Origin of the sequence: Glycomyces buryatensis, assembly GCF_004912275.1 — a bacterium.
Classification (GTDB): Bacteria; Actinomycetota; Actinomycetes; order Mycobacteriales; family Micromonosporaceae; genus Glycomyces; species Glycomyces buryatensis.
In genome coordinates this window covers 87,368-110,758 of sequence record NZ_STGY01000073.1, presented here as the reverse complement: position 1 = coordinate 110,758, position 23,391 = coordinate 87,368, and the positions used below count along the sequence as shown (strand labels likewise).

At 65.6% G+C, this 23,391-nt stretch carries 32 protein-coding genes; 27 read left to right on the top strand and 5 right to left on the bottom strand.

Features of this window, described 5'->3' with window-relative positions; all coding sequences use genetic code 11:
* Window positions 1-42: 42 nt before the first annotated feature.
* Both FAB82_RS22785 and FAB82_RS22780 read left to right on the top strand, forming a co-directional pair.
* Window positions 43-1,560 (top strand): DddA-like double-stranded DNA deaminase toxin, encoded by a 1,518-nt coding sequence (locus FAB82_RS22785; RefSeq protein ID WP_168801727.1) that lies wholly within the window; start codon window positions 43-45, stop codon window positions 1,558-1,560.
* Window positions 1,557-2,105 (top strand): hypothetical protein, encoded by a 549-nt coding sequence (locus FAB82_RS22780; RefSeq protein ID WP_136536861.1) that lies wholly within the window; start codon window positions 1,557-1,559, stop codon window positions 2,103-2,105. The genes FAB82_RS22785 and FAB82_RS22780 overlap by 4 nt, the downstream gene beginning before the upstream one ends.
* A gap of 56 nt (window positions 2,106-2,161) precedes the next feature.
* Here the strand turns inward: FAB82_RS22780 and FAB82_RS28685 are convergent, their stop codons facing one another.
* Together FAB82_RS28685 and FAB82_RS22770 are read right to left on the bottom strand one after the other, a co-directional pair.
* Complete coding sequence (locus FAB82_RS28685) at window positions 2,162-2,398, bottom strand: DUF397 domain-containing protein (protein WP_136536860.1); 237 nt, start codon at window positions 2,396-2,398, stop codon at window positions 2,162-2,164.
* Window positions 2,395-3,261, bottom strand: coding sequence for a helix-turn-helix domain-containing protein (locus tag FAB82_RS22770; protein WP_168801726.1), 867 nt, complete (start codon window positions 3,259-3,261; stop codon window positions 2,395-2,397). Before FAB82_RS22770 ends, FAB82_RS28685 begins: the two co-directional genes overlap by 4 nt.
* A gap of 484 nt (window positions 3,262-3,745) precedes the next feature.
* On the opposite strand from FAB82_RS22770, the gene FAB82_RS22765 reads away from it, so the two are divergent.
* The 10 genes from FAB82_RS22765 (at window position 3,746) to FAB82_RS22720 (ending at window position 7,707) form a co-directional block, all read left to right on the top strand.
* Entirely contained in the window at window positions 3,746-4,252 is a 507-nt protein-coding gene (locus FAB82_RS22765; RefSeq protein ID WP_136536858.1) for a hypothetical protein, read from the top strand.
* The gene (locus tag FAB82_RS22760) at window positions 4,249-4,542 is read left to right on the top strand and encodes a hypothetical protein (RefSeq protein WP_136536857.1); all 294 of its coding nucleotides are present in this window, start codon (window positions 4,249-4,251) and stop codon (window positions 4,540-4,542) included. Before FAB82_RS22765 ends, FAB82_RS22760 begins: the two co-directional genes overlap by 4 nt.
* On the top strand, window positions 4,542-4,844 hold the full coding sequence (locus tag FAB82_RS22755; RefSeq protein ID WP_136536856.1) for a hypothetical protein: 303 nt from the start codon (window positions 4,542-4,544) through the stop codon (window positions 4,842-4,844). The genes FAB82_RS22760 and FAB82_RS22755 overlap by 1 nt, the downstream gene beginning before the upstream one ends.
* Complete coding sequence (locus FAB82_RS22750; protein ID WP_136536855.1) at window positions 4,844-5,149, top strand: hypothetical protein; 306 nt, start codon at window positions 4,844-4,846, stop codon at window positions 5,147-5,149. The genes FAB82_RS22755 and FAB82_RS22750 overlap by 1 nt, the downstream gene beginning before the upstream one ends.
* 67 nt (window positions 5,150-5,216) lie before the next feature.
* Window positions 5,217-5,489, top strand: coding sequence for a hypothetical protein (locus tag FAB82_RS22745; protein WP_136536854.1), 273 nt, complete (start codon window positions 5,217-5,219; stop codon window positions 5,487-5,489).
* Window positions 5,490-5,828, top strand: a complete 339-nt coding sequence (locus tag FAB82_RS22740) for a hypothetical protein (RefSeq protein ID WP_136536853.1) — start codon at window positions 5,490-5,492, stop codon at window positions 5,826-5,828.
* A 149-nt stretch (window positions 5,829-5,977) separates the two neighbouring features.
* On the top strand, window positions 5,978-6,292 hold the full coding sequence (locus FAB82_RS22735) for a hypothetical protein (protein ID WP_136536852.1): 315 nt from the start codon (window positions 5,978-5,980) through the stop codon (window positions 6,290-6,292).
* A complete protein-coding gene (locus FAB82_RS22730) occupies window positions 6,276-6,671 on the top strand; it encodes a hypothetical protein (protein WP_136536851.1) in 396 nt (131 codons plus the stop codon). Before FAB82_RS22735 ends, FAB82_RS22730 begins: the two co-directional genes overlap by 17 nt.
* Window positions 6,659-7,123: a hypothetical protein gene (locus tag FAB82_RS22725; RefSeq protein ID WP_136536850.1), complete on the top strand. Its 465-nt coding sequence runs from the start codon at window positions 6,659-6,661 to the stop codon at window positions 7,121-7,123. Before FAB82_RS22730 ends, FAB82_RS22725 begins: the two co-directional genes overlap by 13 nt.
* Window positions 7,120-7,707 carry a hypothetical protein gene (locus FAB82_RS22720; RefSeq protein WP_136536849.1) on the top strand — a complete coding sequence of 196 codons (588 nt, stop codon included), beginning with the start codon at window positions 7,120-7,122 and terminating at the stop codon, window positions 7,705-7,707. Before FAB82_RS22725 ends, FAB82_RS22720 begins: the two co-directional genes overlap by 4 nt.
* 114 nt (window positions 7,708-7,821) lie before the next feature.
* Here FAB82_RS22720 and FAB82_RS22715 read toward each other — a convergent pair whose 3' ends face one another.
* Window positions 7,822-9,291, bottom strand: a complete 1,470-nt coding sequence (locus tag FAB82_RS22715) for a peptide deformylase (RefSeq protein ID WP_136536848.1) — start codon at window positions 9,289-9,291, stop codon at window positions 7,822-7,824.
* Window positions 9,292-9,441: 150 nt separating this feature from the next.
* Here FAB82_RS22715 and FAB82_RS22710 point away from each other — a divergent pair, with 150 nt between their 5' ends.
* From FAB82_RS22710 to FAB82_RS22640, 15 genes are all read left to right on the top strand, one after another.
* Window positions 9,442-9,912 carry a glycine-rich domain-containing protein gene (locus tag FAB82_RS22710; protein ID WP_136536847.1) on the top strand — a complete coding sequence of 157 codons (471 nt, stop codon included), beginning with the start codon at window positions 9,442-9,444 and terminating at the stop codon, window positions 9,910-9,912.
* 12 nt (window positions 9,913-9,924) lie between these two features.
* Window positions 9,925-10,812, top strand: a complete 888-nt coding sequence (locus tag FAB82_RS22705; RefSeq protein ID WP_136536846.1) for a phosphotransferase — start codon at window positions 9,925-9,927, stop codon at window positions 10,810-10,812.
* 236 nt (window positions 10,813-11,048) lie between these two features.
* Window positions 11,049-11,606: a hypothetical protein gene (locus FAB82_RS22700; RefSeq protein ID WP_136536845.1), complete on the top strand. Its 558-nt coding sequence runs from the start codon at window positions 11,049-11,051 to the stop codon at window positions 11,604-11,606.
* Window positions 11,600-12,394, top strand: a complete 795-nt coding sequence (locus FAB82_RS22695) for a hypothetical protein (RefSeq protein WP_136536844.1) — start codon at window positions 11,600-11,602, stop codon at window positions 12,392-12,394. The genes FAB82_RS22700 and FAB82_RS22695 overlap by 7 nt, the downstream gene beginning before the upstream one ends.
* 86 nt (window positions 12,395-12,480) lie before the next feature.
* Complete coding sequence (locus tag FAB82_RS22690; protein WP_168801725.1) at window positions 12,481-13,065, top strand: SAF domain-containing protein; 585 nt, start codon at window positions 12,481-12,483, stop codon at window positions 13,063-13,065.
* A 41-nt stretch (window positions 13,066-13,106) separates the two neighbouring features.
* The gene (locus FAB82_RS27250) at window positions 13,107-13,841 is read left to right on the top strand and encodes a hypothetical protein (protein ID WP_168801724.1); all 735 of its coding nucleotides are present in this window, start codon (window positions 13,107-13,109) and stop codon (window positions 13,839-13,841) included.
* Complete coding sequence (locus tag FAB82_RS22680; RefSeq protein ID WP_168801723.1) at window positions 13,828-15,114, top strand: TadA family conjugal transfer-associated ATPase; 1,287 nt, start codon at window positions 13,828-13,830, stop codon at window positions 15,112-15,114. The genes FAB82_RS27250 and FAB82_RS22680 overlap by 14 nt, the downstream gene beginning before the upstream one ends.
* The gene (locus FAB82_RS22675; protein WP_136536840.1) at window positions 15,111-15,950 is read left to right on the top strand and encodes a type II secretion system F family protein; all 840 of its coding nucleotides are present in this window, start codon (window positions 15,111-15,113) and stop codon (window positions 15,948-15,950) included. The genes FAB82_RS22680 and FAB82_RS22675 overlap by 4 nt, the downstream gene beginning before the upstream one ends.
* A complete protein-coding gene (locus FAB82_RS22670) occupies window positions 15,947-16,798 on the top strand; it encodes a type II secretion system F family protein (protein WP_136536839.1) in 852 nt (283 codons plus the stop codon). Before FAB82_RS22675 ends, FAB82_RS22670 begins: the two co-directional genes overlap by 4 nt.
* A gap of 22 nt (window positions 16,799-16,820) precedes the next feature.
* Window positions 16,821-17,030: a hypothetical protein gene (locus FAB82_RS22665; RefSeq protein WP_136536838.1), complete on the top strand. Its 210-nt coding sequence runs from the start codon at window positions 16,821-16,823 to the stop codon at window positions 17,028-17,030.
* Window positions 17,027-17,428, top strand: a complete 402-nt coding sequence (locus tag FAB82_RS22660) for a TadE family protein (RefSeq protein WP_136536837.1) — start codon at window positions 17,027-17,029, stop codon at window positions 17,426-17,428. Before FAB82_RS22665 ends, FAB82_RS22660 begins: the two co-directional genes overlap by 4 nt.
* On the top strand, window positions 17,425-17,838 hold the full coding sequence (locus FAB82_RS22655; RefSeq protein ID WP_136536836.1) for a TadE/TadG family type IV pilus assembly protein: 414 nt from the start codon (window positions 17,425-17,427) through the stop codon (window positions 17,836-17,838). Before FAB82_RS22660 ends, FAB82_RS22655 begins: the two co-directional genes overlap by 4 nt.
* Complete coding sequence (locus FAB82_RS22650) at window positions 17,835-18,275, top strand: hypothetical protein (protein ID WP_136536835.1); 441 nt, start codon at window positions 17,835-17,837, stop codon at window positions 18,273-18,275. The genes FAB82_RS22655 and FAB82_RS22650 overlap by 4 nt, the downstream gene beginning before the upstream one ends.
* Window positions 18,272-20,836: a BTAD domain-containing putative transcriptional regulator gene (locus FAB82_RS22645; protein ID WP_136536834.1), complete on the top strand. Its 2,565-nt coding sequence runs from the start codon at window positions 18,272-18,274 to the stop codon at window positions 20,834-20,836. Before FAB82_RS22650 ends, FAB82_RS22645 begins: the two co-directional genes overlap by 4 nt.
* Before the next feature lie 84 nt (window positions 20,837-20,920).
* Window positions 20,921-21,829 (top strand): hypothetical protein, encoded by a 909-nt coding sequence (locus tag FAB82_RS22640; RefSeq protein WP_136536833.1) that lies wholly within the window; start codon window positions 20,921-20,923, stop codon window positions 21,827-21,829.
* Window positions 21,830-21,973: 144 nt separating this feature from the next.
* Here FAB82_RS22640 and FAB82_RS22635 read toward each other — a convergent pair whose 3' ends face one another.
* Together FAB82_RS22635 and FAB82_RS28460 are read right to left on the bottom strand one after the other, a co-directional pair.
* On the bottom strand, window positions 21,974-23,176 hold the full coding sequence (locus tag FAB82_RS22635) for a hypothetical protein (RefSeq protein WP_136536832.1): 1,203 nt from the start codon (window positions 23,174-23,176) through the stop codon (window positions 21,974-21,976).
* A gap of 89 nt (window positions 23,177-23,265) precedes the next feature.
* A complete protein-coding gene (locus FAB82_RS28460) occupies window positions 23,266-23,388 on the bottom strand; it encodes a hypothetical protein (RefSeq protein WP_281276937.1) in 123 nt (40 codons plus the stop codon).
* Window positions 23,389-23,391: the final 3 nt, after the last annotated feature.

Below are 23,391 nucleotides of genomic sequence, written 5' to 3'. Positions count from 1 at the left end.
CGGCCGCTGACGCGGCGAACGCGAATCAAGGGAGGAACGGCCATGCTGCCGCTCAATCTGATCGACGCCCACTTCTGCGACATCGAGGGACCGCTACCCCTGGGCGACCACCACGACCCCAGCGCGCCAGACGCATCGGCCGCTCCGGGGAGGTTCCGCCGGTGGCTGCTCGACGACGCCGCCCCGCTCGCCATCCGGGATCAGGTCTGGGCCGACCTCATCCGCAGAGTCCGCGATACCGACGAGGCGGAGCCGCTGCACCTGCTCCTGCTCGGACTCGCCGTCCCCGGCCTGCGAAGAGCTGCGGGCCGCGCCAAACTCCAAAGCCCCGGCACCGAACGCGCCGACCTCGAAGCCGAAGCGATCACCGGTTTCATCGCCGCGATCAGCACAGTGGACCTGGCCCGCCGTGCCATCTGCTCGCAGCTGTGCCAGGCGGCGCATACCGCCGCCCGAAGCCTCGGCCGGTCGAACAGGCGGCAACGCCACGAGTCCGAAGAAGCACTCCTTCGCGAAGAGCCCGAGCGCGTCGGCACCGGCCACGTCGACCTCATTCTCGGCAGCGCCGTCACTGCCGGCGTCATCGACCGAGCCGAGGCGCACCTGATCGGCGCCACCCGCTTCGACGGCGAACACCTGACCGCGATCGCCCGCCGAACCGGTCGCACACCCCTCGCGGTCGGTCTCTGCCGCCGTCGAGCCGAAGAGCGCCTTTGCGTCTGGCTCAAAGCATTACGACTCACGGGTTTGTACACTTCCCCCAACCCCGTCTCGGAAGCCCCTGGAGCCGCCCTCGTGTCGACGCTGAGCGAGACCATCGCCGACCTGCGAGCCGCCATTGAGGAAAGCGAGCGGACGCAGGCCACGGTTCGAGCCATTCGCGATGTGGTCGAGCAGCTCGCCACCCAGCTCCGCATGGACACCGACGGGTCGACCAATCCGCTGGTGGAAGAGGGACTCGGCCAGCTCGCCCAGTCCCAGGAGAAACTCGAAGAGGCGCTCGCGCTCTATGCCGCTGGCGACGACACAATCGAGCGCTACATCGAGGGAACCCTGCTCGGTGGTGGATCGACAGGTGGGGCCGGAGCGGGTGGACATGGCGGCAAGCCACCGAGCCCGCCGCCACCGGCCCCACCCCAGCCAAGTGGGCCCGAGCCGGTGCCGAAACTCGTGCATGACCTGGCCGAACGACTACCGCCCGGAGGCAAGGGCAAGACGACTGTCGTGTTCGCGTACGACGACAACGAGAACGGCGACGCGGTCCGTTTCGAAAGCGGACGCGACCGCTCAGCAGCCGAGGGCCTGAAGACTGCTTATAAGCGGCTGATCATCATGGACCACGCTGAAGCCAAACTCGCCGCAGCGATCCGCGACTCCCGACCCGCGGCGGGACCGGTTGTCGCCGTGATCAACAACCAGCCATGCGGAGGCCTCCGCGGCTGCGACGCGGTGTTCCCCGACCTCATCCCGACCGGGGCAAAGGTCATGATCTACGTAAAATGCGAGTCGGGAACCCAGCTCTACGGCACTTACGACGGCAATGGAAAGGCAATCGCATGAGCGCGCGCATCGCATGGGACGTCGCCAGCGAGGACGTCACAGACCCCGCCGAGATCGCCTCACTCATCGTGGAGACGCTGAACATGGTCAACCCGCACGGCACACGCGGGATCACCATGTGGCTCGGACCGATCGGAGCCGAACGCGACGACATGACGCTGCGCCTCGACCTTGACCCCGAGCCAGGCGGGGTGCCAGTGGCCTCCATGGAGGAGATCGAGACGCTTCCCGAAGTAACGGCCGAGACCATCGGCGCCGCCGCCGTGTGCTGGCTTCCTGAGGGCCTGATCGCGGTCGATCCCGATATCCCCGGCGCGGACATCACGGTCATGGTCGACTCGAGTGAGAACCTGGTTCACGTTGCGGCTTCAGAAGCGCGGGTGAGCATCCCCGAGGCCATCCGCCTGGCGCAGGAATACGCGACCACAGGTCAGCGACCTGATCTACCTGCGGAACAGGAGAACTCGGTTGGTGCCCGATGGGCACCTCAGCCGGAAATGCCCGTGCAGGACTGGAGCGGTGAAACCTCGGAACAGGATCGTTGACCTGGAAAGTGAAAAGGTGCGCCCCAACGGGAGCGCACCTCGGAGTTGTTGGGCGTTTAATGCTGGTTGCTCTGCTTGAGCAGGGCAGTGAAGTCACCAGCGGTCAGACGAAGGGTCGGGGAAGCTCCACCTAGTTTCGAGTCTCGGACTTGAAAGACAGTGGAGGCTAGGTCCGCAGCGCTTGCTCGAACCTCCACGCACTGACCGTTCCCAGAGTCCGAACTCCTCGACGATTTCCGCCAGGTTGTCCAGGCCAAATCCTCTACGGGGTGCGAGGTAGACCGGGTAGTCATTTTGGTACGTCCTTCAATTTAGTGATGTACTCCATGGAATCCTTCGGACCGAGAGCGTCAACGTTCCACATCGAGTCGAATGCCTGCTCAAACACCTCGGTGTCGGGGCTCTCTTTGAAGATGGCGCCTGAAGCGGTCTCAGTACAGGTGACATCGGGCATCGGGTCGGCAAGCTCGAAGTTGGTGAACCCAGTAGTAATGCCCATGCCGATGTGGCGGTTGACGGCCGCCGGTAGGACCCGTAGTTCGACCTGCTCGAGCTCGGACACGGTCAAATAGTGTTCATACTGGCCTGCCATCGTTCGCTCGTCGCCGATCTGCACACTCAGCGCCGCCTCATGAAGGAGGAACCTGAAGTGACGGTCACGCTTCCGCAGAACCTCAGCCCTCAATGTTCGAGCTTGGACCAGGGACTTCACCTGCTCGGGATTGCCGGACTGCGGTCCTCGACCGATCAGCTCGTGAACGACCTCTGGCGTTTGAAGCAGGCCGTTCGGGACCGCCAAGCAGAACGCGCTCATCGAGACGGCATTGGACTCCAGCCAGACGTAGTCTGCGAACGCTGAGCCGAGGTGTTTCTTGAAGCCGTCCCACCAGCCACGCTGGCGTACTTCCTCGTTGAGCTGGACGAAGTACGCAAACTCCGTTGGATCGGTGATGTCATAGCGGTCGAGCATGTTCCGCAGGTCGTTCTCGGGGATTCGATAATCGCCTGACTCGTAACGGCTGATGGTCCCGTCATCTCGCGCGAGGTACGTGGCAACCTCGGCGATCTTGAGCTTGAGGTCCGTGCGGCGCTTGCGAAGATCGCGCCCAAGCCATTGGGCGCGCAGCGAAGGTTGCTCTTTCGTCTTCTTCGCCACGATGCCTCCCTGTTTCTAGGCGAATCTTATCCGGAGCCGACGTCGGCCTTGGAGTCGCGCAGCCTGCGGACCAGATCTGTGAGAACGCACAGAATCTTTCCATATTCACAACTTGTGTACCTGACCGGGATATGGGATGATCGCCACATGGCCAAAATTCGCCCAGCGGGTGTAATTCGCATCTTATGGGCGTTGACCAGTCAAAACAACTTGATTCTTGGCTGTGAGATCGGACGGTGCTTTGAGCGCCAGCCGAGCGACGAGGGTATCCCGGCTGGCGCGCCCCGCCGCAGGGCAGCCCACGGCCCGCCCGCCTCTTCTGAGGAGTTGGGGGACGGGCGGGCCACCTCAACTGAACAGGATCTATCCGCGAAGCCGCTGGGTACAAAGACGGCGGCCCGCCTAGAGACCGGTGATTGGAAGTCGGTTGGTCTCGGGCGGGCCGCTCTAAAAACCCGGCGCAGCATGAAGGGCTTAATCTGTCATGCCTTACCTGAGTTCCGTCTCATCTTACGACGAAGCGCTCAACCCGACCAAGGCTGCGATCGCCAAGCACACGAAACGCCACGGCTGGTTCAGCAAGCGCTGCATCTGCGGCAAGCGCTGGGGCGAGTTCGGGTGCGAGGACCGTACCCCCGAGTTCATCGCCTACCTCCAAGACTCCACCGAAGCCGACCGGGCCGAAGACCTCCGGCACAGCGCTGACCTCTTTACGACGTTCGAGGCCGAGATCATCGAGGCGAACGACCAGCGAAGCCGCAAGCGCCGGAAGGCGACGGCGAAGGAACGCCGCGCACGCGAAGAGAGGTCCGACGAGTTCAGTGCCATCTGGCAGGACTCCTACCCCGAACCGGCGAAGCCCGGGTTCTGGGGCCAGGTGGCCCCGACCGGGACGTACGAGATCATCCGGCAGCCCGCCCTCGCGACAGTCCTGGTGCCGCGCCAGCGCCGACCTCTCCCGTATCCGGTGGACACTGGAGCACTCGCATGAGCGCCCAGCCGATCTCGTTCGACATGTCCCAGGTTGGCGGGAGTCATCTCGTCTCCGTCTGGGCCACTCCGGTCCGGCCCGTAGGTCGGATCTGGGGGTTCTCCGTTACCGGTACCGACCGCACCGGCCGTGAGTACTGGCTGGGGTCGGTCGTCATCGGCCGCAGGCGAGTCCGTCCGGCCTGGGTGCGCGCCGTGGAAAGTCTGCTCGCCCCCTCTGCCCGTGCCGCCCTCGTCAACAGCATCGCGAACGCATTCCACCAGCTCATGGAAGAGAAGGTCTGGTCATGATGAGCGACACCGAAACACCGACGCGGATGCGCGCCCTGAGCGACGGCGGGGCCGAACTGGTCTACCGCGCGTTCCCCGGCGACGGGATCGTGTTCGTCTACCTTCCCGGCTCGCCAGCTCAGCAGGTGGCGGAGGTGACGCGGATCGGCACCATCGCGCCGATTATCGCCCTTCCCAACCCCGAGAACTGCGACCGGTTCCGGCCGTACTCGGACGAGATCCGGGACGCGGCAGAGGGGTTCTACAACGAGGAGACTCCGAAGCGGATCGACTTGTATGTCCGCCAGACAAGGGGCATGTGATGGACCGCCGCAAATCCGGCAAGGGCCTGGTTCAACAGGGAACGTCCACGTTCACCGTGGTCGATGCCGCAGGCAATGCGCTCACGCTTCTGGCCGTTGCGGAGATCGGCACTCGCCGGGTGAAGTTTCACGACTTCAACCGGATCACCGGCACGCCTTGCGTCGTCGCCGACCTCGCGAAGTCAGCGACCGAAGTGGCGCTTGCCGGTAGCGGGGACTACGAGGCCCGCCTCGCGCCTCTCGCGTTGTTCCTGGCCGGGTATGCGCTCGGGATGTACCAGGCGTACGAACCGCTCACACCTTGAGGCGCAACAACATTCACTGACAGGACTCGGCGGGCGATCGGCCCGTCGTGAACACCGGGAGCGTGTGATGGCAGGACCCACCACAGACCTGGAGGTGGCCGGGCTTCGGCTTGCATTCCTCGTGAAGCACAGCCGAGTCGGCGCATACGTCCAGGTCACCGACGCCCAGACCGGGACTTGGGTGGGGAACGTCTTCATGCTCCATCGAACGGATGGCGCGCTCCTGCGGCACAGCTACGCCTACCGGGAACACCTCGGCCGCGGCCAGTTCGACCGGCACGGAACCGAGAATCGCAATGCCATCTGCGAGTACGCGACGAAGATCTATAGGGACGGGTAAATGACACGACGCAGGAAGAACACGAGCACCAACGCGCCCACGGCAGAGGCCGCGAGGCCGGTCGAGCCCACCGGGAAAGAGACGCCCCTCGGGACGTTCGGCACGGACCCGGTCGTCTTCACCGTGTTGGAGGTGCCGGACAGCGGGGACGAGGGCACCGAGTATCGCGTGTACGTCAACGACGGCCCCGCAGGTCCACGCCTGGTCTGCTGGTTCACGTCCGACCCTGAAGCCGAGCCGGTCTGGCGCGGCGCGTGGAACGGCGACGGCATGTGCGGGCGGATCGAGGCGAAGGCCCGCAAGATCATCGCGAACACCCACAGCGCCTCGTCCGTTTAAGGCTCCGGGCGCGGCGGAGCTTACCCAAGGCAAGGACATCGAGTTCCCAGATCATGTCCATCTCGCCGCGCCCGGCCCCACATCACACACCACAGAGGCCAATGAAGACTATCGATTTGTAGTGAGGATTTTCCCCACCAATGGAAGCAATGCCAGCATTTGACAAGCACCTCAAACACCTTGGGCTCGGGCTCGTAACCATCGCAGGGCTGTTCGCCATCGTCGGGCTCTCGGCGGCATCGGTGACGCTGCGAGCACTGCTCGAAACCGGCCAGGTCGATGCGATCGGCCTCGTCTTCATGCTCCTGGCCGTCATCTTCGGTCTCGCCGGTCTCGGCGGCCTGATCTTCGCGGGCCGGTTCCTCGCCCAAGCCGCACAAGCCGTCTCTTCCCTGGGACCGCTGTCCAATCTCCTCGACCAGATCCCCGACATGGAGCACCCCGGCCATGACCATCACCACTAGCGTCAAGACCAAAACGGACCCGCTCGGGACGATCCGGCGCAACTGCCGTTCGCTGCGCCTTGCGCGCGAAGCCTCGAACGAGCCGGGCCGATGGCGCATCACCGTCACCGCGATCTACCCAGAAGGAAACGAGGCCCTCGGCGCCGTCGTCGTCGCACCCGGCCAGCCCACGGCACCGGCATGGAAACCCGAGGCGTACGAGGTCGGCATCATCGCCGGTTCACTCGTTGAGACCGGGATCGTGAACACCTGCGAGGCGATCGTGGACGCCATCCTCAACGGGACTGAACTCGAAGCCCGGCACGGCTTCAAGAAGGCACGGGACTGCTCGTACAAGATCCCCATGCTGCCGCAGGAGGCCGTGGCATGGGTGAGCTAACGCCAACGAGCGCCGCTGACCTCGAACAGGCATGGCGCTCTCTCCTCGACCTCGGGGCTTCCGCGATAGACACCAGCTTCACGCTCGTCTTCGCGGCCGTCGGGGTCCTGCTCCTCGCGGTCATCGCCCCGGGCGAGCAGGGGCCGATTCAGCGCCACATCAACCGGATCAAACTCGGGCGGCTCGTCAACCGCGTCAGCGTCTCGATTCTCGCCGTCTTCTCCGGAATCGGCGCGGAACTGTACTACTCCCCGCGCCTGCTGGATGCTCCCAAAGCCGCTGGCGGCGGCGTCGTAGTGGGCCTTGCCGCCATCGTCGGCGGCTTGGCGATCCTCACCAAGAACCGTAAGAAGCGCCCTCGCCGGGCCCTGCTGACGATCAGCGCCATCGTGACCACGGTCCTGGTAGGCGGCTGCGCGATCGGCAACGCGGTCGGAGAGGTGGCCGGATGAAGGTCCTCGACACGTTCAAACTCGGCGATACTGAGTACAAGTTGGTGCAAGCCGAGATGAACGGGCGGATGGCATCGCCCACCTCCATTTCGATCCTGGCTCCGATGAAGCGACTGGACGGGGACCAGATCGTAGGCACCGTGCTCCGTCTCCACACCGATGCTCCCGAATGGATGCCGCTGGACCTGCAAGGCGTGCCCGAGGCCGTCCACGCCTCCGAATTCCGGGCCCAGATCATCACCGAAGCCGTGCGGGTCTGGCGTGAACGCTACGACCGAGCCGACTATGCCGAAGCGAACGAGGTTGTCTCCGAGGACGAGAAGCCGTCACGGCCGGCCTGGTCGCGAGCCCTCGCGAGCGAGGCATTCCTGTCCTTCGCAGCGGTCGCGACCGCGATCGGACTGTTCCTGGTGGCCTCATGGCTCGCAGACGGGTTCGCGAAGACCGTGATCGTCTACGCCCTGCTCCTGTTCAGTTTCGGAGTTGTTGCCGTAGCAGTGGCGCTGCCGATCAAGGTCTACCGCAGCGTGAAGCGTTCGGCGGACCCTACAGTGACCGCCGAGCAGCGCTCGCAGACGCCTTAAACCGGGGAGGACTCCCGTCCTCCCTGAATGGGGCCGCCGCCGACTTTGCAGACGAACGGGCGGCCCCACCCCAAGTACAGAAATGGCGGGCGGCTGTTGCCGCCCGCCTTTCTGTTACTTGTACTGCCAGGCCGAGCCGGTCCCTCGGTATTCTTCGATCGGTGTGGGTTCTTCGCCTTCGGGTAGGCGGTCTTTGCACAGCACCCCGTGAAGGTGGTCCACTTCGTGTAGGACCAGGCGGGCGATGCCCTGATCGAAGACCGTAATCCGTCGAGTGCCATCGAGGCCGGTGTGCTCGATGTGGGCTACGAGCGGCCGAGGAATCCGAGAGCGCGTGTCGAAGAAACTCAAGCAACCCTCGTATTGCATGTCCGTTTCGGCGCTGGTCTCGACGACAACGGGGTTCAACAACACGAGCGGTGCGACTGCGCCGGGCGTGTAGACGACAGCGGCGGCGGCATCGACTCCGATTTGCGGAGCCGCCAAGCCTCGCCCTTTGCCAGTGAAATCATGGACCTTCGTGATCTGCTCGGCGGCAGCTTCGAGCCGCGCCACGACATCGCGCACCTGCTCGGCCTCGGCCGGGAGATTGAAGCGCCGAGCAGTGCGGCGCAAGACGGCGTCGGGGTCCTGGACGATCCCCAGGTCCGCCATGACCTGACTCGGCGTCTGCATCGGCTCATCGTAAGCGCCAGCAGACCAACGCCACTGCATCGTGTACCGGGCGTGCAAAGGCGGGTTCTCGCACGACCACGAGTACGTCAACCGGTCTCCGATTCGCTCGACTTCGATCGGGGAGGGCAGCGGCAGGTCGTCACCGGCGAGCGACGTGTGCGTGCCCCACACCTCCGGTGCCCGGTCGGCGGGCATGTCCAACCGCACTCCAAGATGGTTGGTCGGCAGGCGGACGGCCCGGCGAAACCAGTTGCCCCACTGACCTTCGGGCACCGTGTACGTGTACTCGATCCACCCGGCCTCGCCGGGGTAGATCGGCAGCCGCCGTCCCTGCGCGCCACGGAAGGACAGCCACACCTCCTTGAAAGAGTCACGGTCGTGCTGGACGGTCCACGTGATCGGCTCGGTCCGGCCACTCCCGCACCACGCTTCGAGATTGAGGTCCTCCCAGCGAAGCGGATGCTCCCGGTAGTGGGCATTGGACCGCTCCGGCTCGCCGGGGAATTTGTCGACGGCGATGCGGATCAGGTAGCGGGTGATCGGCTCGCTTCCGGTGTTGACGATCCGGCGCCGCTGCGTCAGCCGGTACTGCCCGTGACCATAGTGGAGTTCGGCGATGTCCTGGTCGACGATCAATCCCCCTGGTGCCGAGACGATCGGTTCTGCGGACGGCTTTGCTCCTTGACCGTGGTGCGCCTGCCATGCCCGTTCGAGCGCGCCACCAGTGGCCATCGCCGTGTCTGCGCGGGCCGCGAAGTCGAGCGAGCCGCGTTCGGCCCCGGAGGCCACTTTGGAGACGTACCCGGAGGAGAAGTTCGCCTCCTTCGCCAGCTTCTTGCGCGAGAAGCCCGAGACCTCAAGCCAGTGCCGGACGGTAGCAGCGAAATCCTCGGGTTCAAGAGCGCTCACGGTCGGCCTCCGAGAGGTTGAGTGGGGGTGCGCGACGGTTGCGCGCACGATGCGCGGCGCACTCACTCTACCGGCACCACGTGACCACGGGCTGTACTGGATGAGGCGGGGCAATCAGGCCCCGAATCCGACTCCCGAGAGGAGACCCCAATGGACACCACGAAGGCCCTGAAGCAGGGCCGCGACCTCGTCCCCGGCGACGTGTTCGCGAAGCTCGCCAAGAGGATCGCGATCGAACACCACTTCGAAGCCGCCATGGCCGAGCGGTGCATGGACCAGGCCGCCGCGTTCCTCGCCGCCTGCGCGGTCACCGCCGAGCCGCTGTCGCCGTCGATGGCCGTCGACATCGGGTGGCACATGTTCATCCTCCACACCCGCGACTACGCTGCCTTCTGTGAGCAGGTCGCGGGCCAGTTCATCCACCACGTCCCCCACGAGTCCGAGGAGCAGGGCGAGGCGGACGTGCAGGCCGTGCTCGACCGGTCTGCCGCCGCCATCCGCAAGGCCGGGTTCCGCCTCGATGCGGAGCTGTGGAGCTCGCTCAAGGCCGGCAAATGCTCCCAGTGCAAGGACGGCTGCGCGGACGACCCGCCGCCGCCGGGCCTGACGAGCCCGCTCTAGGAAGGGAGCCACGTGGACCGCTGCGACTGGACTGACCTGCCCGAGGCCGTCCGCCGCGAGGTGGGCAGGCGCTGCGGACCCATCGGACAGGTCAGCCCGGTCGCCGCGGGGATGAACAATGCCGCCGCCGGTGTCCTCGACACCGACGGCGGCGCCGTCTTCTACAAAGGCATCCGAGCAGGCGACCCCCGGGTGTGGATGTACCGCAACGAGGCCGCTGCCGCACGAGCGGGCGTCCCCGGGCCGGGCCTGCGTTGGGTGGTCGAAGCCGACGAGTGGGTTCTCCTGGGCTGGGAATACGTCGAAGGCCGCCATGCCAGCCTCGTGCCGGGTTCACCGGACCTCGCCCACATCGCCAAGGCACTGCACGATCTGGCCGCACGGTCCCCGCTCGCAGGCCGCGACACGTTCGCCTCCGAATCGCGGCGGTGGGAGCAGATGCGCCCCTGGGCGCGACTTGCGGTCAAGCCGCCTGAGCAGCTGGACCAGTGGGTCAGTGCGAATCTGGACCGCTTCGCGGGGCAAGAAGCCGCGGCCCTTGATGCCTTGGCCGGTGACCACCTTGCGCACACCGATCTCCACGAACTCAACCTCCTCATCGATGAACGCCAGGCCAAGCTGATCGACTGGGCGTGGGCACGCCGGGCCGCGCCCTGGGTCGACGCCGAAATGCTCACCCTCCGCCTCGTCGCCGCAGGGCACCCATGCGAGGAAGCCGACCGGTGGCGGCTCGCCCACCTCCCGCACCCCGACCTCGAACCCGAGGTGCGTCGGATGTTCGCCGTCGAGATGCTCGGCGTCTGGGCCTACCTCGCCATGCGGAAGCCCGGGCGGGCCCTGTTCGCCCAGATGAGCGACCACGCCTTGAAATGGGCGCGGCACCTCCAGCAGGTCGAATGACTCAATGCCCAGTGATGCAGACGCCACGCTCGCCGACCCATTGACTCCATTGACCATTAGGGATACTCGCGTCACTACTGTGACGAGTTGACATCTGAGAGCCTGGTGCGACTTTGTGTAACCACAAATTCATGCTCTGTGTCAGATTTTTGCTTGTGATCCCTTGACGCATTGCTCAGGGTTACGAGACGGTAGGTCTCAGGTCCTCCTTGATCCCCATTTAGGAGGTTTTGCCTATGGGCCGCCGACTCCTCATTTCAATAGCTTTCGGCCTCATGACGGCCGTGGCTGCTGCCTGCACCGGGCCAGGTGATCCCGGTGACAACACGACCGATAGCCTGCCGTCGCAAGCTGAGTCTTCCACTGCGGACGAATCCGAACCGACTCCAGATGAAGCCGCCGAGGCCGCTGTCGAGGCGTACTGGAAGGCGGTCGATGAAGCAGCCGCGATTCCTGACCCCGACTACGACGCGCTCCAAGAAGTAGCGACCGGGCAGGCACTCCAAGCCGCCCAAGACATCGCGCAAAGTATGGTCGACCAGGATCAGAAGCAGAATGGTCTGGCGGTCATCAGCGATACGACGGTCCTGGAACGGACCCCCGAGGAAGATCCGACGACGATCCTCATCGAGCTGTGCATGGATACGTCCACGGCAGTCATTGTCGACGCGGGCACGGAGGTGCCGGTCGAAGGCGAAGAGTACGGAAGGCGCGGCTCGCGAGCCGAGGTCCTGAAGTCCGCTGACGGATGGGTCGTGGACGTGGTCAACGTGCAGGAGCTCGGATCATGCTGAAACTCATTCGAACGACAATCGTGGCAACTGGCCTGTTCAGCTTCGTATTGCTCGCCTCCCCTGGAACCGTCATGGCGGACAACCGTGGTGACGTGGAATGCCCGCCCGGTGAACCCGCCTGTGACCTCTACGCAGGCGAGGACGGAGAAGGATCGCCCGAGTCGCCGTCCGACGACTCGCCCACCTCTCCGATCGGCGACGATCACGACGAGAATGGTCCTGCTCCGGGAGAAGGAGACGGCTCGGAATGCGCGGCCATCGAATACACCGATCTGCCCGTCGAGGAGTGGCCCGAGAAGTGTCAGCCTGAGCCGGAATCAGACCCGGTCCCTGGGTTGGCGGCAGCGGCGCGGGATCGGTTGGCGCTGCCGGGGCCGGATTTGGCGGCTTCACCTGCGGACCGACAGTTGGTGCATTTGCCGGTGTGGTTGGCGGTTTCGGAGTCGTCGTGGAACTCGGTGTCGGCGTCGGTGACTGCCGGAAGCGTGACGGTGACCGCGACGGCCGCGCCGTCGCGTGTGGTGTGGGATCTCGGGGACGGCTCCGAGGTGGAGTGTGAAGGACCTGGAACGATTTGGCGTCCAGGCATGGCCCCGGATGCCGAGTCACCTGATGGGTGCGACTACACCTATACGCGCTCGGCCTCCGAGGTCGATGTGACGGCGACGGTGTATTGGACGGTGGCCTGGACTTCCACGACCGGCGACAGTGGCAGTTTCGCTGATTTGGCGACGGTGTCCGAGACGACGTGGGAAGTGGCTGAGGCCCGGTCGGTGATCGTGCGATGAGTCAGACGTTGACCTCCGAGACCGCTCCAGTCGTGGCCGAGCCCGAGACCAGTGGGACGCGGTTGCCACGGCGCAGGTCGTGGCCGTTGGCGCTCGTCGGCGCGTTGGTGATGGTGGTGTCCGCCGTCGCTTTCGCACTGGTGGCGTTGAACGGTGAGGAGCGGGTACCGGTCTTGGTGGCCGCCGAAGACCTCGCGGCCGGTGAGGTACTGGAATTGACCGATACCGCTGAAGTGTCGATGGTCGTCGACGACCGGCTCGACCTGATCGAAGCCGACAATGCCTCGGCGGCGGTCGGGAGCGCTCTCGCTGTGCCGGTGGTGGCGGGAACGCCGCTGACCGAGTCGATGCTGACCGGCCAGGCCTGGCCGGATGAGGGCCGAGCGGTGACCACGTTGCTGCTGACCGCCGGTCGCTTCCCGGTCGATGCGCAACCTGGTTGGCGGGTCGCGGTGTATGCCCCGCTGGGCAGCGGCGGCGATGGCGAAGACACGGCAGCGGATTCAGGTTCGGCAGTGTGGAGCTTTGAGGCAGTGGTGTCCAGCGTGACCGCCTCCGGTGAGGACGCGCTGTTCGGCATCGAGTTCGCCGAGGACGACGCGGCGAGTCTGGCGCTGGCGAACCTCGACGGGGCGGTGATGGTTGCCCTCGGATCGGACGGGGGCGGCTGATGAGTCTTGTTGCGGTGGCAGGAGTTTCAGGGTCGGTCGGGGTGACGGCCACAAGTCTGGCGTTGGCGGCGTGGTGGCCGGACGGACAGACGGCCGGAGTGGTGGAGGTCGATCCGACCGGCGGTGACGTGGCGGCGCGGTGGGGCGTTCCGTTCCGGCCTGGTCTCGTCGAAGTCGCTGCGGCGGCGGATGCCGGAGGAGTCGGCGAGGAGCCCTTGGTCTACGGCGTCCAGCACCTGGAGGTGGTCGGACGCCGGGTGGGGGTGGTGTGCGCGCCGCCGGGCGGTCGGCAGGTCGCCGCCGCACTGCCGGTCGTGAGCCCGCCGGCCTCGAAGGCGCTCAACCCGGCTGCGGGCGTGGCCCTTGCGGATGTCGGCAGGCTCTGGCCCGAGTCGCCGGTGTGGAATCTGGTCGAGTACGCCGAGGTGGCGGTGCTGCTGGTCGAAGGCTCGGTTTCCGCAGTGGCGCATATGCGCAGCCACTTGGCAGGACTATCGGCCCGCCGAGCCGGGCCGGTACTCGTGGTGTGCGCGGGCGGTGAGTACCTGCCAAGCGAGGTAGCTGCCGCGCTCGCTGAGTATGAGCGGGCCGAAGTGCTGGGAGCGATGCCTGCCCCCGAGGTGGTCTACGGTGCGGTCCGAGGCCGCGCCCGTCGACGCGCCGCGAAGGAATGGGCCCGACTCGCCTCCACCGTGGCCGAGCGTCTGCGGTCGGTGCCGAAGGCCGCGCTCGCCGTCGAAGCGCACCCGACTGGAGCAGCCGATGGCGATCGATGAAACGGCCCTGATCGCGGCGCTGACCGAGGCCGCGCGGGAGTGGCTTCGCGAGCGGACCGACGAGTACGGGCTGCCCACCGATCAGAACGCGGCGGCGGCGATGGCCGTCGAGGCGGTGCTGCGCGACCACAACGGGGCGCGTCTGATGGACGGCGACGCGCCGCTCGATCCAGCACTGCGGGCACGACTGGGCAGGGAGGTCTCGGCAAACCTGGCCGGGACCGGAGGTCTGGCGCGGCTGCTGGATGACGAAGCGGTTGAAGACATCTGGTGCAACGGGTGCGACAACGTCTGGATCCGTAAAGGCGGCGTCGACCTGCCCGCCCCGCCGGTCGCCTCCTCTGACCGCGAGCTCATCGAGATGGTCCGCTCGATCGCGGCGGGCGGCGGCCTCGCGTCGCAAGAACGCCGCTGGGACCGCTCGGCGCCGATCCTCGATCTCCAGCTGCCGGACGGGTCACGACTGAACGCGGTCATGGCCGTCTCCCGCCGCCCGGCAGTATCGATCCGCCGCCACCGCCACCTGAAAGCCGACCTCGCCGAGCTCGAACGCCTCAACGTACTCACCCCGGCCATGACGCGGCTGCTGAAAGCGGCGATTGGGGCCCGGTGCAACATCGTCGTCTCCGGAGAGACCGGCGTCGGCAAGACGACGCTCCTGCGCTCCCTAGCCGCGCTGCTTGATCCGGCCGAACGCCTCGTGACGATTGAGGACAGTTACGAACTGGCCCTCGACGGCGACCCCGACGTGCACGCCAACGTCGTCGCACTCCAAGCTCGGTCGGCGAACCTCGAAGGCGCCGGGGAAGTCGGCCTCGGTGACCTGTTCCGAGCCGGACTGCGCATGAACCCCTCACGGGTGTTCGTCGGAGAAGTCCGGGGCGCGGAAACCATCACGATGTTGCACGCCATGACCCAAGGCAACGACGGGTCCCTATCGACCATCCACGCGTCCTCTTCGGAAGGCGCAGTCTCCAAGCTCATGCTGTACGGACTGGAGGCCGCATCGCAGCTCACCGAGACGGCCGTGGCGCGACTCATCGCCGAAGCGGTGCACCTAGTCGTCCACCTCTCGCGCGGCACCGACCGTGTCCGGCGGGTGGTCTCGATCCGAGAGTTGTGCAGCGCGCACGGATCGACCGTGACCAGCAACGAGCTCTTCCGCACCGGCCCCGGCGGTCGGGCGGCGCCGGCCTCACCGCCCTCCGAGAGCCTTCGCGACCGCCTGGCAGCCACCGGTTGGCGGCCTGAGCAGGCGGTGATGCGCCGATGAGCACCGTGCAGACCGCCCTCGCGCTCGGCGCCGTCTTCGGCCTCGGCACGGTCATAGCAGCACTCGGGCTGAGAAACCGACCTACCGTCGCAGCGCAGTACACCGCCCGGCGGTCCTGGCTGCGCGAACACTGGAAGCGACTCCTCGCCGCACTCGCCGCCGCAACAGCAGCAGGGCTCTTCACCGGCTGGCCGGTCGCCGCGCTCGCGGCGGGCGCGCTGGCCTGGTTCGCACCACGTCTCTTCGGGTCCGAGCAGACCGGCCGCGCCGAGATCGAACGCATCGACGCCATCGCAGCATGGATCGAGAGCCTCCGCGACGTCCTCGCAGCAGCGGCCGGGCTGGAACAGACCATCACCGCAACCGCCGCCTACGCCCCACCCCGCATCCGCGCCGAAGTAGCCGCGCTCGCCGACGACCTCCACGCCGGACGATCGCTGTCTGATGCACTGGCGGACTTCGCCAGAGCTGTCGACGACGAGACCGCCGACATGGCCGTCATGGCACTCAGCGCCGCCGCGAACCAATCGGGGAACCTGTCCGACCTGCTCTCGCGGCTAGCGCGCACCGCTCGCGAAGGCGCGGCGGTGCGCATGCGCATCCAGGCGTCGCGGGCGAGGGTTCGCACGGCCAGCCGCATCATGGCCGCCGTCGCCCTGATCTTCCCAGCCGGGCTGATCGTCCTGAACCGAGACTTCCTGGCCCCGTACGGCAATGCGACCGGTCAGATGGTGTTGGCGCTCGTGGTCGGCATCTACGCGCTCGCGCTGTGGTGGCTCGCCAGCCTCTCCGCCCCGGCCCGAGCCGTCCGTCTCCTCGGCGGGAGCACGGCATGAGCGTGACAGCAGCGGTCCTGCTCGGCGCGGTCTTCGGCGGCGGCGCATGGGTGGCCCTGGCCGGGCTGAAACCGCGTCGCCGACAGCTCGACCGAGCCCTGGCCCGACTGTCCGGCGCCGACGAAGGCACCGAGGCGACCGGCGTCGCCGTGAAGGTCGGCCTGCCGTCGAAGCGCACCCGAGCCGATCTGGCCTGCCTGGGTCGAAGCGTCACAGGCCACCTTCGACGCCAAGCCATCACGACCTTCGCCGCTACGTTCGCCCCGGCCGTGCTCGCGGGACTGGCTGTACTTGCCGGAGCTGGCGTGACGTGGATGCTGCCGGTCTGGGCCGGGCTGTTCGCCGCCGCCATCGCCTACCTAGCGGGAGAAATGGCCGTGCACCGGGCCGCCGACGCAGCCCGAGTCGAGTACCGCCACGTCTTGTCCTCCTACCTGGACCTCGTCGTGATCGCACTGTCCGGCAGCGCGGGCTTGTCCTCGGCCATCTACGAATCGGCCCGCGCGGGCACGGTCCCGAAGTGGCAGGCCGTGGCAGCGGTCCTGGAGCGGGCCCGCCTGATCGGCCAGCGCCCCTGGGATGCCTTGGCCGAGTTCGGACATCGGATCGGGGTCACCGAGTTCGAACAGCTCGCCGCCACAGTCGGCCTCGCCGGAGACGAGGGCGCGCGGGTCCGCGAATCGTTGGCGGCACGGACCGAGACGATGCGCGCCGCCCGCGTCGCCGAGATCGAGGCCGACAAGGCTTCGGACACCGAGAAGATGAGCCTCCCGCTGGTGCTGTTCGGTGCAGGCATCCTCACCTTCGTCCTCTTCCCGTCCCTATACGCCGTCCTCACCGGACTTTGAAGCACCAACCCTGGAGCACCGCATGAACTACCTCATCACTGCCTCAGTCATCCTCAAAACGTTCCTCCAGGACCGGTGGCATCGATTGCGCGCGACCGGAGACGCCGGCGAGATCGACGAGAAGACCATCATCATCGCGCTCATGTCGGCCGTGACCATCGCGGTCATCGCCGGAATCATCATCGTCGCCATCAATTCCAGGGCCGAAGAAGCCGCCGGGTTCCTCGAATGACCCGCATCGACAAGCCACCGGACGGAGCCGACGAGGGCTCGGCGACGGTCGAACTGGTCATCGCCACCCCTGCGCTCATGCTGATGCTGCTCATCGTGGTCCAAGCCGGGCTGTGGGGCATCGCCGCCTACACCGCTCACGCCGCCGCAGGCGAAGCCGTCACCGCTCTCCGAACCGCCGACGGCACCGCAGACGACGCCGCCACCGTCGCCCTCGAATCGGTGAACGACCTCGGAGGCGGCCTCAACGGTCTCGACATCACGACCGGCCGTGACGACGCCAGCGCTACGGTCACTCTGTCGGGCACCGCGGTCGAGCTCATTCCCGGCCTGACACTGCCGGTCACGGTCACCCAAACCGCGCCGGTCGAAGCCGAGTTCGAGACGGAACCGGCATGAGACGCAGACATCCAGGAGACGGGAGGGACGACGGTTCCAGCACTGTCGAGACCGTCCTGGTCTTCCCGGTCCCGGTAGCGATCATGCTGTTCATTGTCGTCGTCACCAGGCTCATCGCCGCCGACATCGACCTGGCCGGTGCCGCCTACCACGCCGCGCGCGACGCCAGTCTCCAACGCACCAGCGCCGATGCCATCGCCGCTGCCGAAGCCACCGCGACGTCCAGCGCGAGCGCCTGCACCGGGCTCGACATCTCGGTCGACCTGGAGAACTTCGCGCCAGGCGACACCGTGACCGTCACACTCACCTGCGAGGTCCCCACGCTCAACGCGCCGGGGTTCGACGGCACCACCTGGACCTTGACGGCCACCGGCACGGCCCGCATCGACACGTGGCGGTCCGACCTATGAGTGCCCAAACTGAGCCTGGTAAGCCATGGCCGGACGAGGGCGGGGCCACCGTCTACATCGTCGGTCTCACTCTCGCGCTGTTCGCCGTCGCTGCCCTCGTCTTCGACGCCGGGCTCGGCATCACGACCAAGGCCACCGCCCGAGGCGTCGCCGCCGAAGCCGCCCGCACCGGCGCGGCCGAAATCGACCTCGCCCACTGGCGCGCCACCGGTGAAACCCGGCTCGATCCGGCCGCAGCCAAAAGCGCGGCCCTGGACTACCTCACCGACTCCGGACACTCCGGATCTGCCAGCGCCACACCTGAAGCCGTCACCGTCACGATCGAGACCACTTGGGACCCGATCCTGCTCGACGTCATTGGCCAGGGCACCTGGAACGTCACGGCAACCCAGACCGCCGAACCCTCGTCCGGCACCCTCGTGGAGGCTCCGTTATGAAGTTCTTCAAGGCCACGGCCGCCCTCATCGCCGTCGCCGCCGTCCTGGCAGGGCCGCCGGTCCTACTGGTCCAGATCGGTTGGCCCCTGCCCGATCACCTGCCCGGACTCGACGAGGTCTGGGCGGCGGCCACCCGCCCCGTCTCAGACCGGCTCCTGCTCAACGCCCTCGCCATCGCCGGATGGCTCCTGTGGGCCGCACTCCTGCGCGCCTTCGCCTTCGAAACCTGGGCCCAGATCCACACCCCTGCGGGAGGAACGCCAACCGCGAAGCCAACGTCCCGCGGCCCGCTCAGGCTGCTCGCCGCCGTCCTCATCGCAGCAGTCCTCGCCGCAGGCCCGGCCACCGCGGCAGCACCAACGTCAGCCGCCGCCGACCCGGCATCGGTCTCCGCCCCGATCAACCCTGCCGACGAGCAGCACGCGGAACAAGACACCCACGCGAACGTGAATACGGACAGCGATCAAGCTCGACAGCAGCAAGCCGACACCGAGGAGGTCACGCATGTCGTCGAAGGCGGCGACACGCTCTGGGACATCGCCGCCGACGACGACTACCTGGACGACCCGCTCCGCTGGCAGGAGATCTACGAAGCCAACGAAGGCGTGCCCCAGGAGGTCGGCGGGACGCTCACCGACGAGGACGAGATCTATCCCGGTTGGGAACTCACGATCCCCGTCGACGAAGCGGCCACCGACGAACCGGCAGAGGAGACACCGAACACCGCTGAGCCATCGGAAGATCCGAGCCCCGGACCCACAAGCGAAGCCGCCCCAGACCCGACCGAAGCCCCCACACCCGAAGCAGACCCACCGTCCGAAAGTCCCTCCACCGCGAGCGAGGAGACATCGACACCGGGGACCGACGACGGACTGATCCCCGCGCCAACAGCCACCGCTGAACCCACACCGACCGAGAACCCCAGCTCTGATGCCGACAGATCGACCAGTGCCGCTGCGCCACCGACAGATGACAACTCCGCCATCGACACCGCAGCGGCCCCAGTCGGACTCTGGCTAACGGCAGGGACCTTCCTCGCGTTCGGAGCCGCCTTCAGCCTCCTGGTCCTCGCCAAACGCCGCCGCGACCGCACCGACTCCGACCCAGGCACGACAGGCGAGACCCTCACCGGGCGCCTGGCAGACCTGGAAACCCTGCTCGACGGAGAGGAGCAACCGACAACTGCAACTGACACTGTCCTTCCCCTCGGAACTGCCGGGCCCTCCCGTACCGCAGAAGCCTCCATGCTCGACTGGACCGGAGACGGCCTCGGGCTTACCGGGCCCGGAGCCGCAGGAGCCGCACGCGCCACCGTCCTGACCGCCGTCTCCTCACAGGTCCCCATCGTCATCACGGCCAGCGTCGCCGAGACCATCGGTCTCGACTCCGCCGAGGCCCCGGCGAGCCTCAACATCGTCCCCGACGTCGGCGCCGCGATCGAGGCGGCGGAGGAACGCGCGGACGATCCCGTCTACGACCTCAACGCCGGCCGCATCGACCTTCCGCCCCTGCTATTGCTCCTTGAACCACCGGGAGACGAGGCAACGCACCTGGCCGAAGTTCTCAAACACGACCTGAATGGAGCGCTGATCCTTGGGCCCTGGGACGGCGGCGAACTTACGCTCGCCGCCGACGGCACAGTCACCACCACCGGTCCTGAAGGCTCCGGCCTGGAGGAGATCACCCGTTGCTATATCGCCGACCAGACCACCTTTACCGAACTCCTCACCGCCACAGCCGATCCAGAGCCCACACCGACCGATCCTCCGGAACCGTCAGATCCCCAGCCTTCCGAACCAGCCGCGCGCCCCGAGGCTGAAGCCCCTGAACCGAAACCCGCACCAGCACCGCTGCCAGAACAGGGCGATCTCCGGCTCAAACTCCTCGGCACCCCCGCACTGCTCTGGCAAGACCGGCCGGTCCAATGGCGACGCCGCAAAAGCCTCCTGCTGCTGACCACACTCGCGCTCGACACCGAAGGGCGAACACTCGACGACCTCCTCGAAACCGTCGTCGGCGACTCCCACGTCGACAAGGCCCGAGGTCATCTCGGCACCATCACCTCGGACGCCCGACGCGATGTCAAGGACGCCACCGGTCTCGACATTCGCGTCATCGTCCACGACGACCAGACCGAGCGCTACCGTCTCCATGAATACGTTGCCTGCGACCTGGCCGACTTCGAGCACGAGCGTCACCTCGCCGCCGCCAGCACCACCGATACCGAACGCCGCGACCACCTCACACGCGCCCTGTCCCACTACGGCGGCGACTTCGCCGAAGGCTTCGACGACGACTGGCTCAGCGACAGACGCGCCGAACTCCGGCGAGCCGCGTATACGACCTGCCTCCACCTCGCCGCATTCCACAACGCCGAGGACGATCCAGCCGCCGCCATTGCCGTCCTGGAACGGGCCACCGCCATTGACCGCACCCGTCCCGATGCTTGGACCGCCCTCACTGAAGCCCGCACCGCTATCGGAGACGAGGTCGGAGCCCAAAAAGCTCGCCGAGGTCAACGTCTCTGGGCAACCGGCGATCACAACACGGCACCCATGTGACCGCTTGTGACCGGCTATGCCCGTTCACAACCGATCACCAAGCGTGAACCCCGCTCGCCGCATTGACCTGCAAACATCAAATCCATGAGCCCCAACACATCTGAACGGCCACTCAGCCTTCGCAACGCGAACCGCCCGCTCGCCAAGAATCTGCTCACCTTCGCCGGTACCCTCGGCGGCAGCGCAACCCTTCTCTACGCCGGGGTTCTTGAGGGCTACGGTCACTTCTACTACGCCCTCGGCCTGCGCCTCTCCAACGTCTCGCTCAATACCGAGCAGGTCCTCGCCCCGATGGCGCTCATCGCGCTCGTCTTCACAGTGCTCTTCGCGCTGGTCGCTCTCGGGCTCTGGTCGGGAGTAGCCGCCGCCTCCAGCGCTCGTCGCAGAGAACAACCGATCGCCACCTACATCGTCGCACTCGCGGTCATCCTGGTCACCGCCTTCGATTGGCGGCCTTCGCCCGAACTTGCAACCCTCATCGGATTCACTCACCTGATCGGCATGATCGGGCCGCTCGTCGCCGCACCCTCGCAGAAGGAGAGCATCGGGGAAGGCTCCGAGTCAGGACGGGTCGTCAAACTCATGGCCGCGTTCTGGCCGTTCTGCATACTGACCTCGACCGGCATCGCCCTAAAGGACCTCCCCAGGCTCACCCTTCCAGGGGCACAAATGGCTCTGGTCCTTCTACTACTGATTGCTGGACGGCAATGGCTTCGCCGTCATGGTGGACCGATCACCGCAGGCGATCCAACACAATCGGCTGCTGATGGCGCACGGGAAGTCTGGCAGCTCCTGGTTGGCGGGAGGCTTCGACGGTTCGTCCTCCTCGCAGCGACGGCCTTCGCAATCATTCTCGCCCCGATCGGGCTCGTCGAGAAGTGGGAGACCGACCTCTGGGAGCGTGGCCTGGCCGGAGGACCGCCAGGACGGCCGAACCGCCACCGGGCGAAACGATGGAAGCCAGGAATCTCGCCCAAGACCGCCAACAAGTGACAACACCGCGAGCCAATCCCAGTTAAACGGCCGCGAGTAATGATCAACTGGTCCTGGCAGTGCCCGAAGACTGCGCGAAACTCCCAGGTCAATACCCGATCACGTTAAAACGCAAGCATGGTCCTCAGTTGGAGGTCCTTGTGGTCAGTCCGGAAGTTCCTCGTCAATGTCGCCAGTGTCGACAGGTCCATCAGGCGGATGGGTATTCCACACTTCCTCCAGATCGCTAATGATGCCTTCAAGTTCTTGCTGTGTAACATTTTCGATCTCCGCAAAATCTGCTGCGGCAGCTCGGAAGTTCGCAGCTAGTGTGTCGAGAAACTGGGCCGAGGAATTGATCGCGTCAACAAGAATTTGACCGCGGTATTCCAACTGCTCACCGCCCGGAACTCGGGGCATGGAAGATGCGTCGCCTCCTGTGCCATCTATGCTATTTCCGAGTTTTTGCCCTAGGCCATAGAATATGTCAACAAGATACGGCAGGCGCGCGTCTCCTACAAATTGCAGGATACCGATATCTCGTGAGACGTCATTTCGGTCCGCAAACTCAATTTCGCTTGATACAGGCCCATATTGACCGATAGTAATATTCGCTGGATTAATGTCATTGAAAGTCAAAATTACATTCGACCTGAATTGCTCACGGAAATTCAAGTGATCATCGATCAACTCTCTGAGAGTTTCAAACGCTTGATCAAGTCGCTCCGGCGGGTCACCGTCGAACTTAAATACCGGTTCTATCTCGCCATCATCTGAGTCCGCGCCCATGCCTGAAATGAGGTTTCCAACAATCTCGAGGCCGGTTCCCAAGGCAACCGTTGAAAGACCACCCGAAGCCGGAAGTGCTGCGGCGACGCCACCGGCCACTACTGCACCGGCCAGAATGAGGCCAAATCTGCCGACCGTTGAAACTTCTGAGCCACCATCAGCAATTGCCGCCCTTGCGATATCCCGGCTTATCTGTCTCGACTTTCTCAACAACTCCGTCTGGCCGCCGACATTCGCAATAAGGCCATCGAGATACTCAATCTGGTTCGCCCAGATTTGCGGGAATTCACTCGGACCCAACTCTGCGTACATGCTAGCGGCACCTCCTTGCCAACCGTCAAGGAGGTTAGCTATCTCGCCGAAATCGTCTTCACCCTGAAATTGCACCATTAGATCGCGAAGAATTTGCAGATCTTCAAGTGTTTGCCGCCCGGCCGCCAGGCTGCCCGAAACCAATAGCTCCATACTTCCACGAAAAAGGTGAATTTGAGATCTCACATCGTCCGAGTCCCAAATCCAGGAATTTACGTTTTCGATCTGCCTGATCAGACTGTCAACATCATCCTGGTAACTACTCATCAATATCCCCAAATGAAACTTTGATGCGCTAAAATCTCAAGATTGCATGTCCGCGTTAGAACCTTTCCTTCACGATGACGTTACTTGTTTCACACAGCCGGAGCAAGGCTGAAGCCCGCCTCCAGCGACAGATGCGGGAGCGAGTCGACCTTCCCGACATGGGACAGCAGCGCGTCGGAAAGCTCGAAGAGACCGTCGGCACGAGAGGTCATGCA

Coding starts and splice junctions, on each gene's coding strand:
- FAB82_RS22785 (WP_168801727.1), top strand. CDS start 43: ATGCTGCCGCTCAATCTGATCGACGCCCACTTCTGCGACATCGAGGGA.
- FAB82_RS22780 (WP_136536861.1), top strand. CDS start 1,557: ATGAGCGCGCGCATCGCATGGGACGTCGCCAGCGAGGACGTCACAGAC.
- FAB82_RS28685 (WP_136536860.1), bottom strand. CDS start 2,398: ATGACTACCCGGTCTACCTCGCACCCCGTAGAGGATTTGGCCTGGACA.
- FAB82_RS22765 (WP_136536858.1), top strand. CDS start 3,746: ATGCCTTACCTGAGTTCCGTCTCATCTTACGACGAAGCGCTCAACCCG.
- FAB82_RS22760 (WP_136536857.1), top strand. CDS start 4,249: ATGAGCGCCCAGCCGATCTCGTTCGACATGTCCCAGGTTGGCGGGAGT.
- FAB82_RS22755 (WP_136536856.1), top strand. CDS start 4,542: ATGAGCGACACCGAAACACCGACGCGGATGCGCGCCCTGAGCGACGGC.
- FAB82_RS22750 (WP_136536855.1), top strand. CDS start 4,844: ATGGACCGCCGCAAATCCGGCAAGGGCCTGGTTCAACAGGGAACGTCC.
- FAB82_RS22745 (WP_136536854.1), top strand. CDS start 5,217: ATGGCAGGACCCACCACAGACCTGGAGGTGGCCGGGCTTCGGCTTGCA.
- FAB82_RS22740 (WP_136536853.1), top strand. CDS start 5,490: ATGACACGACGCAGGAAGAACACGAGCACCAACGCGCCCACGGCAGAG.
- FAB82_RS22735 (WP_136536852.1), top strand. CDS start 5,978: ATGCCAGCATTTGACAAGCACCTCAAACACCTTGGGCTCGGGCTCGTA.
- FAB82_RS22730 (WP_136536851.1), top strand. CDS start 6,276: ATGACCATCACCACTAGCGTCAAGACCAAAACGGACCCGCTCGGGACG.
- FAB82_RS22725 (WP_136536850.1), top strand. CDS start 6,659: ATGGGTGAGCTAACGCCAACGAGCGCCGCTGACCTCGAACAGGCATGG.
- FAB82_RS22720 (WP_136536849.1), top strand. CDS start 7,120: ATGAAGGTCCTCGACACGTTCAAACTCGGCGATACTGAGTACAAGTTG.
- FAB82_RS22710 (WP_136536847.1), top strand. CDS start 9,442: ATGGACACCACGAAGGCCCTGAAGCAGGGCCGCGACCTCGTCCCCGGC.
- FAB82_RS22700 (WP_136536845.1), top strand. CDS start 11,049: ATGGGCCGCCGACTCCTCATTTCAATAGCTTTCGGCCTCATGACGGCC.
- FAB82_RS22695 (WP_136536844.1), top strand. CDS start 11,600: ATGCTGAAACTCATTCGAACGACAATCGTGGCAACTGGCCTGTTCAGC.
- FAB82_RS22680 (WP_168801723.1), top strand. CDS start 13,828: ATGGCGATCGATGAAACGGCCCTGATCGCGGCGCTGACCGAGGCCGCG.
- FAB82_RS22675 (WP_136536840.1), top strand. CDS start 15,111: ATGAGCACCGTGCAGACCGCCCTCGCGCTCGGCGCCGTCTTCGGCCTC.
- FAB82_RS22670 (WP_136536839.1), top strand. CDS start 15,947: ATGAGCGTGACAGCAGCGGTCCTGCTCGGCGCGGTCTTCGGCGGCGGC.
- FAB82_RS22665 (WP_136536838.1), top strand. CDS start 16,821: ATGAACTACCTCATCACTGCCTCAGTCATCCTCAAAACGTTCCTCCAG.
- FAB82_RS22660 (WP_136536837.1), top strand. CDS start 17,027: ATGACCCGCATCGACAAGCCACCGGACGGAGCCGACGAGGGCTCGGCG.
- FAB82_RS22655 (WP_136536836.1), top strand. CDS start 17,425: ATGAGACGCAGACATCCAGGAGACGGGAGGGACGACGGTTCCAGCACT.
- FAB82_RS22650 (WP_136536835.1), top strand. CDS start 17,835: ATGAGTGCCCAAACTGAGCCTGGTAAGCCATGGCCGGACGAGGGCGGG.
- FAB82_RS22645 (WP_136536834.1), top strand. CDS start 18,272: ATGAAGTTCTTCAAGGCCACGGCCGCCCTCATCGCCGTCGCCGCCGTC.
- FAB82_RS22640 (WP_136536833.1), top strand. CDS start 20,921: ATGAGCCCCAACACATCTGAACGGCCACTCAGCCTTCGCAACGCGAAC.
- FAB82_RS22635 (WP_136536832.1), bottom strand. CDS start 23,176: ATGAGTAGTTACCAGGATGATGTTGACAGTCTGATCAGGCAGATCGAA.
- FAB82_RS28460 (WP_281276937.1), bottom strand. CDS start 23,388: ATGACCTCTCGTGCCGACGGTCTCTTCGAGCTTTCCGACGCGCTGCTG.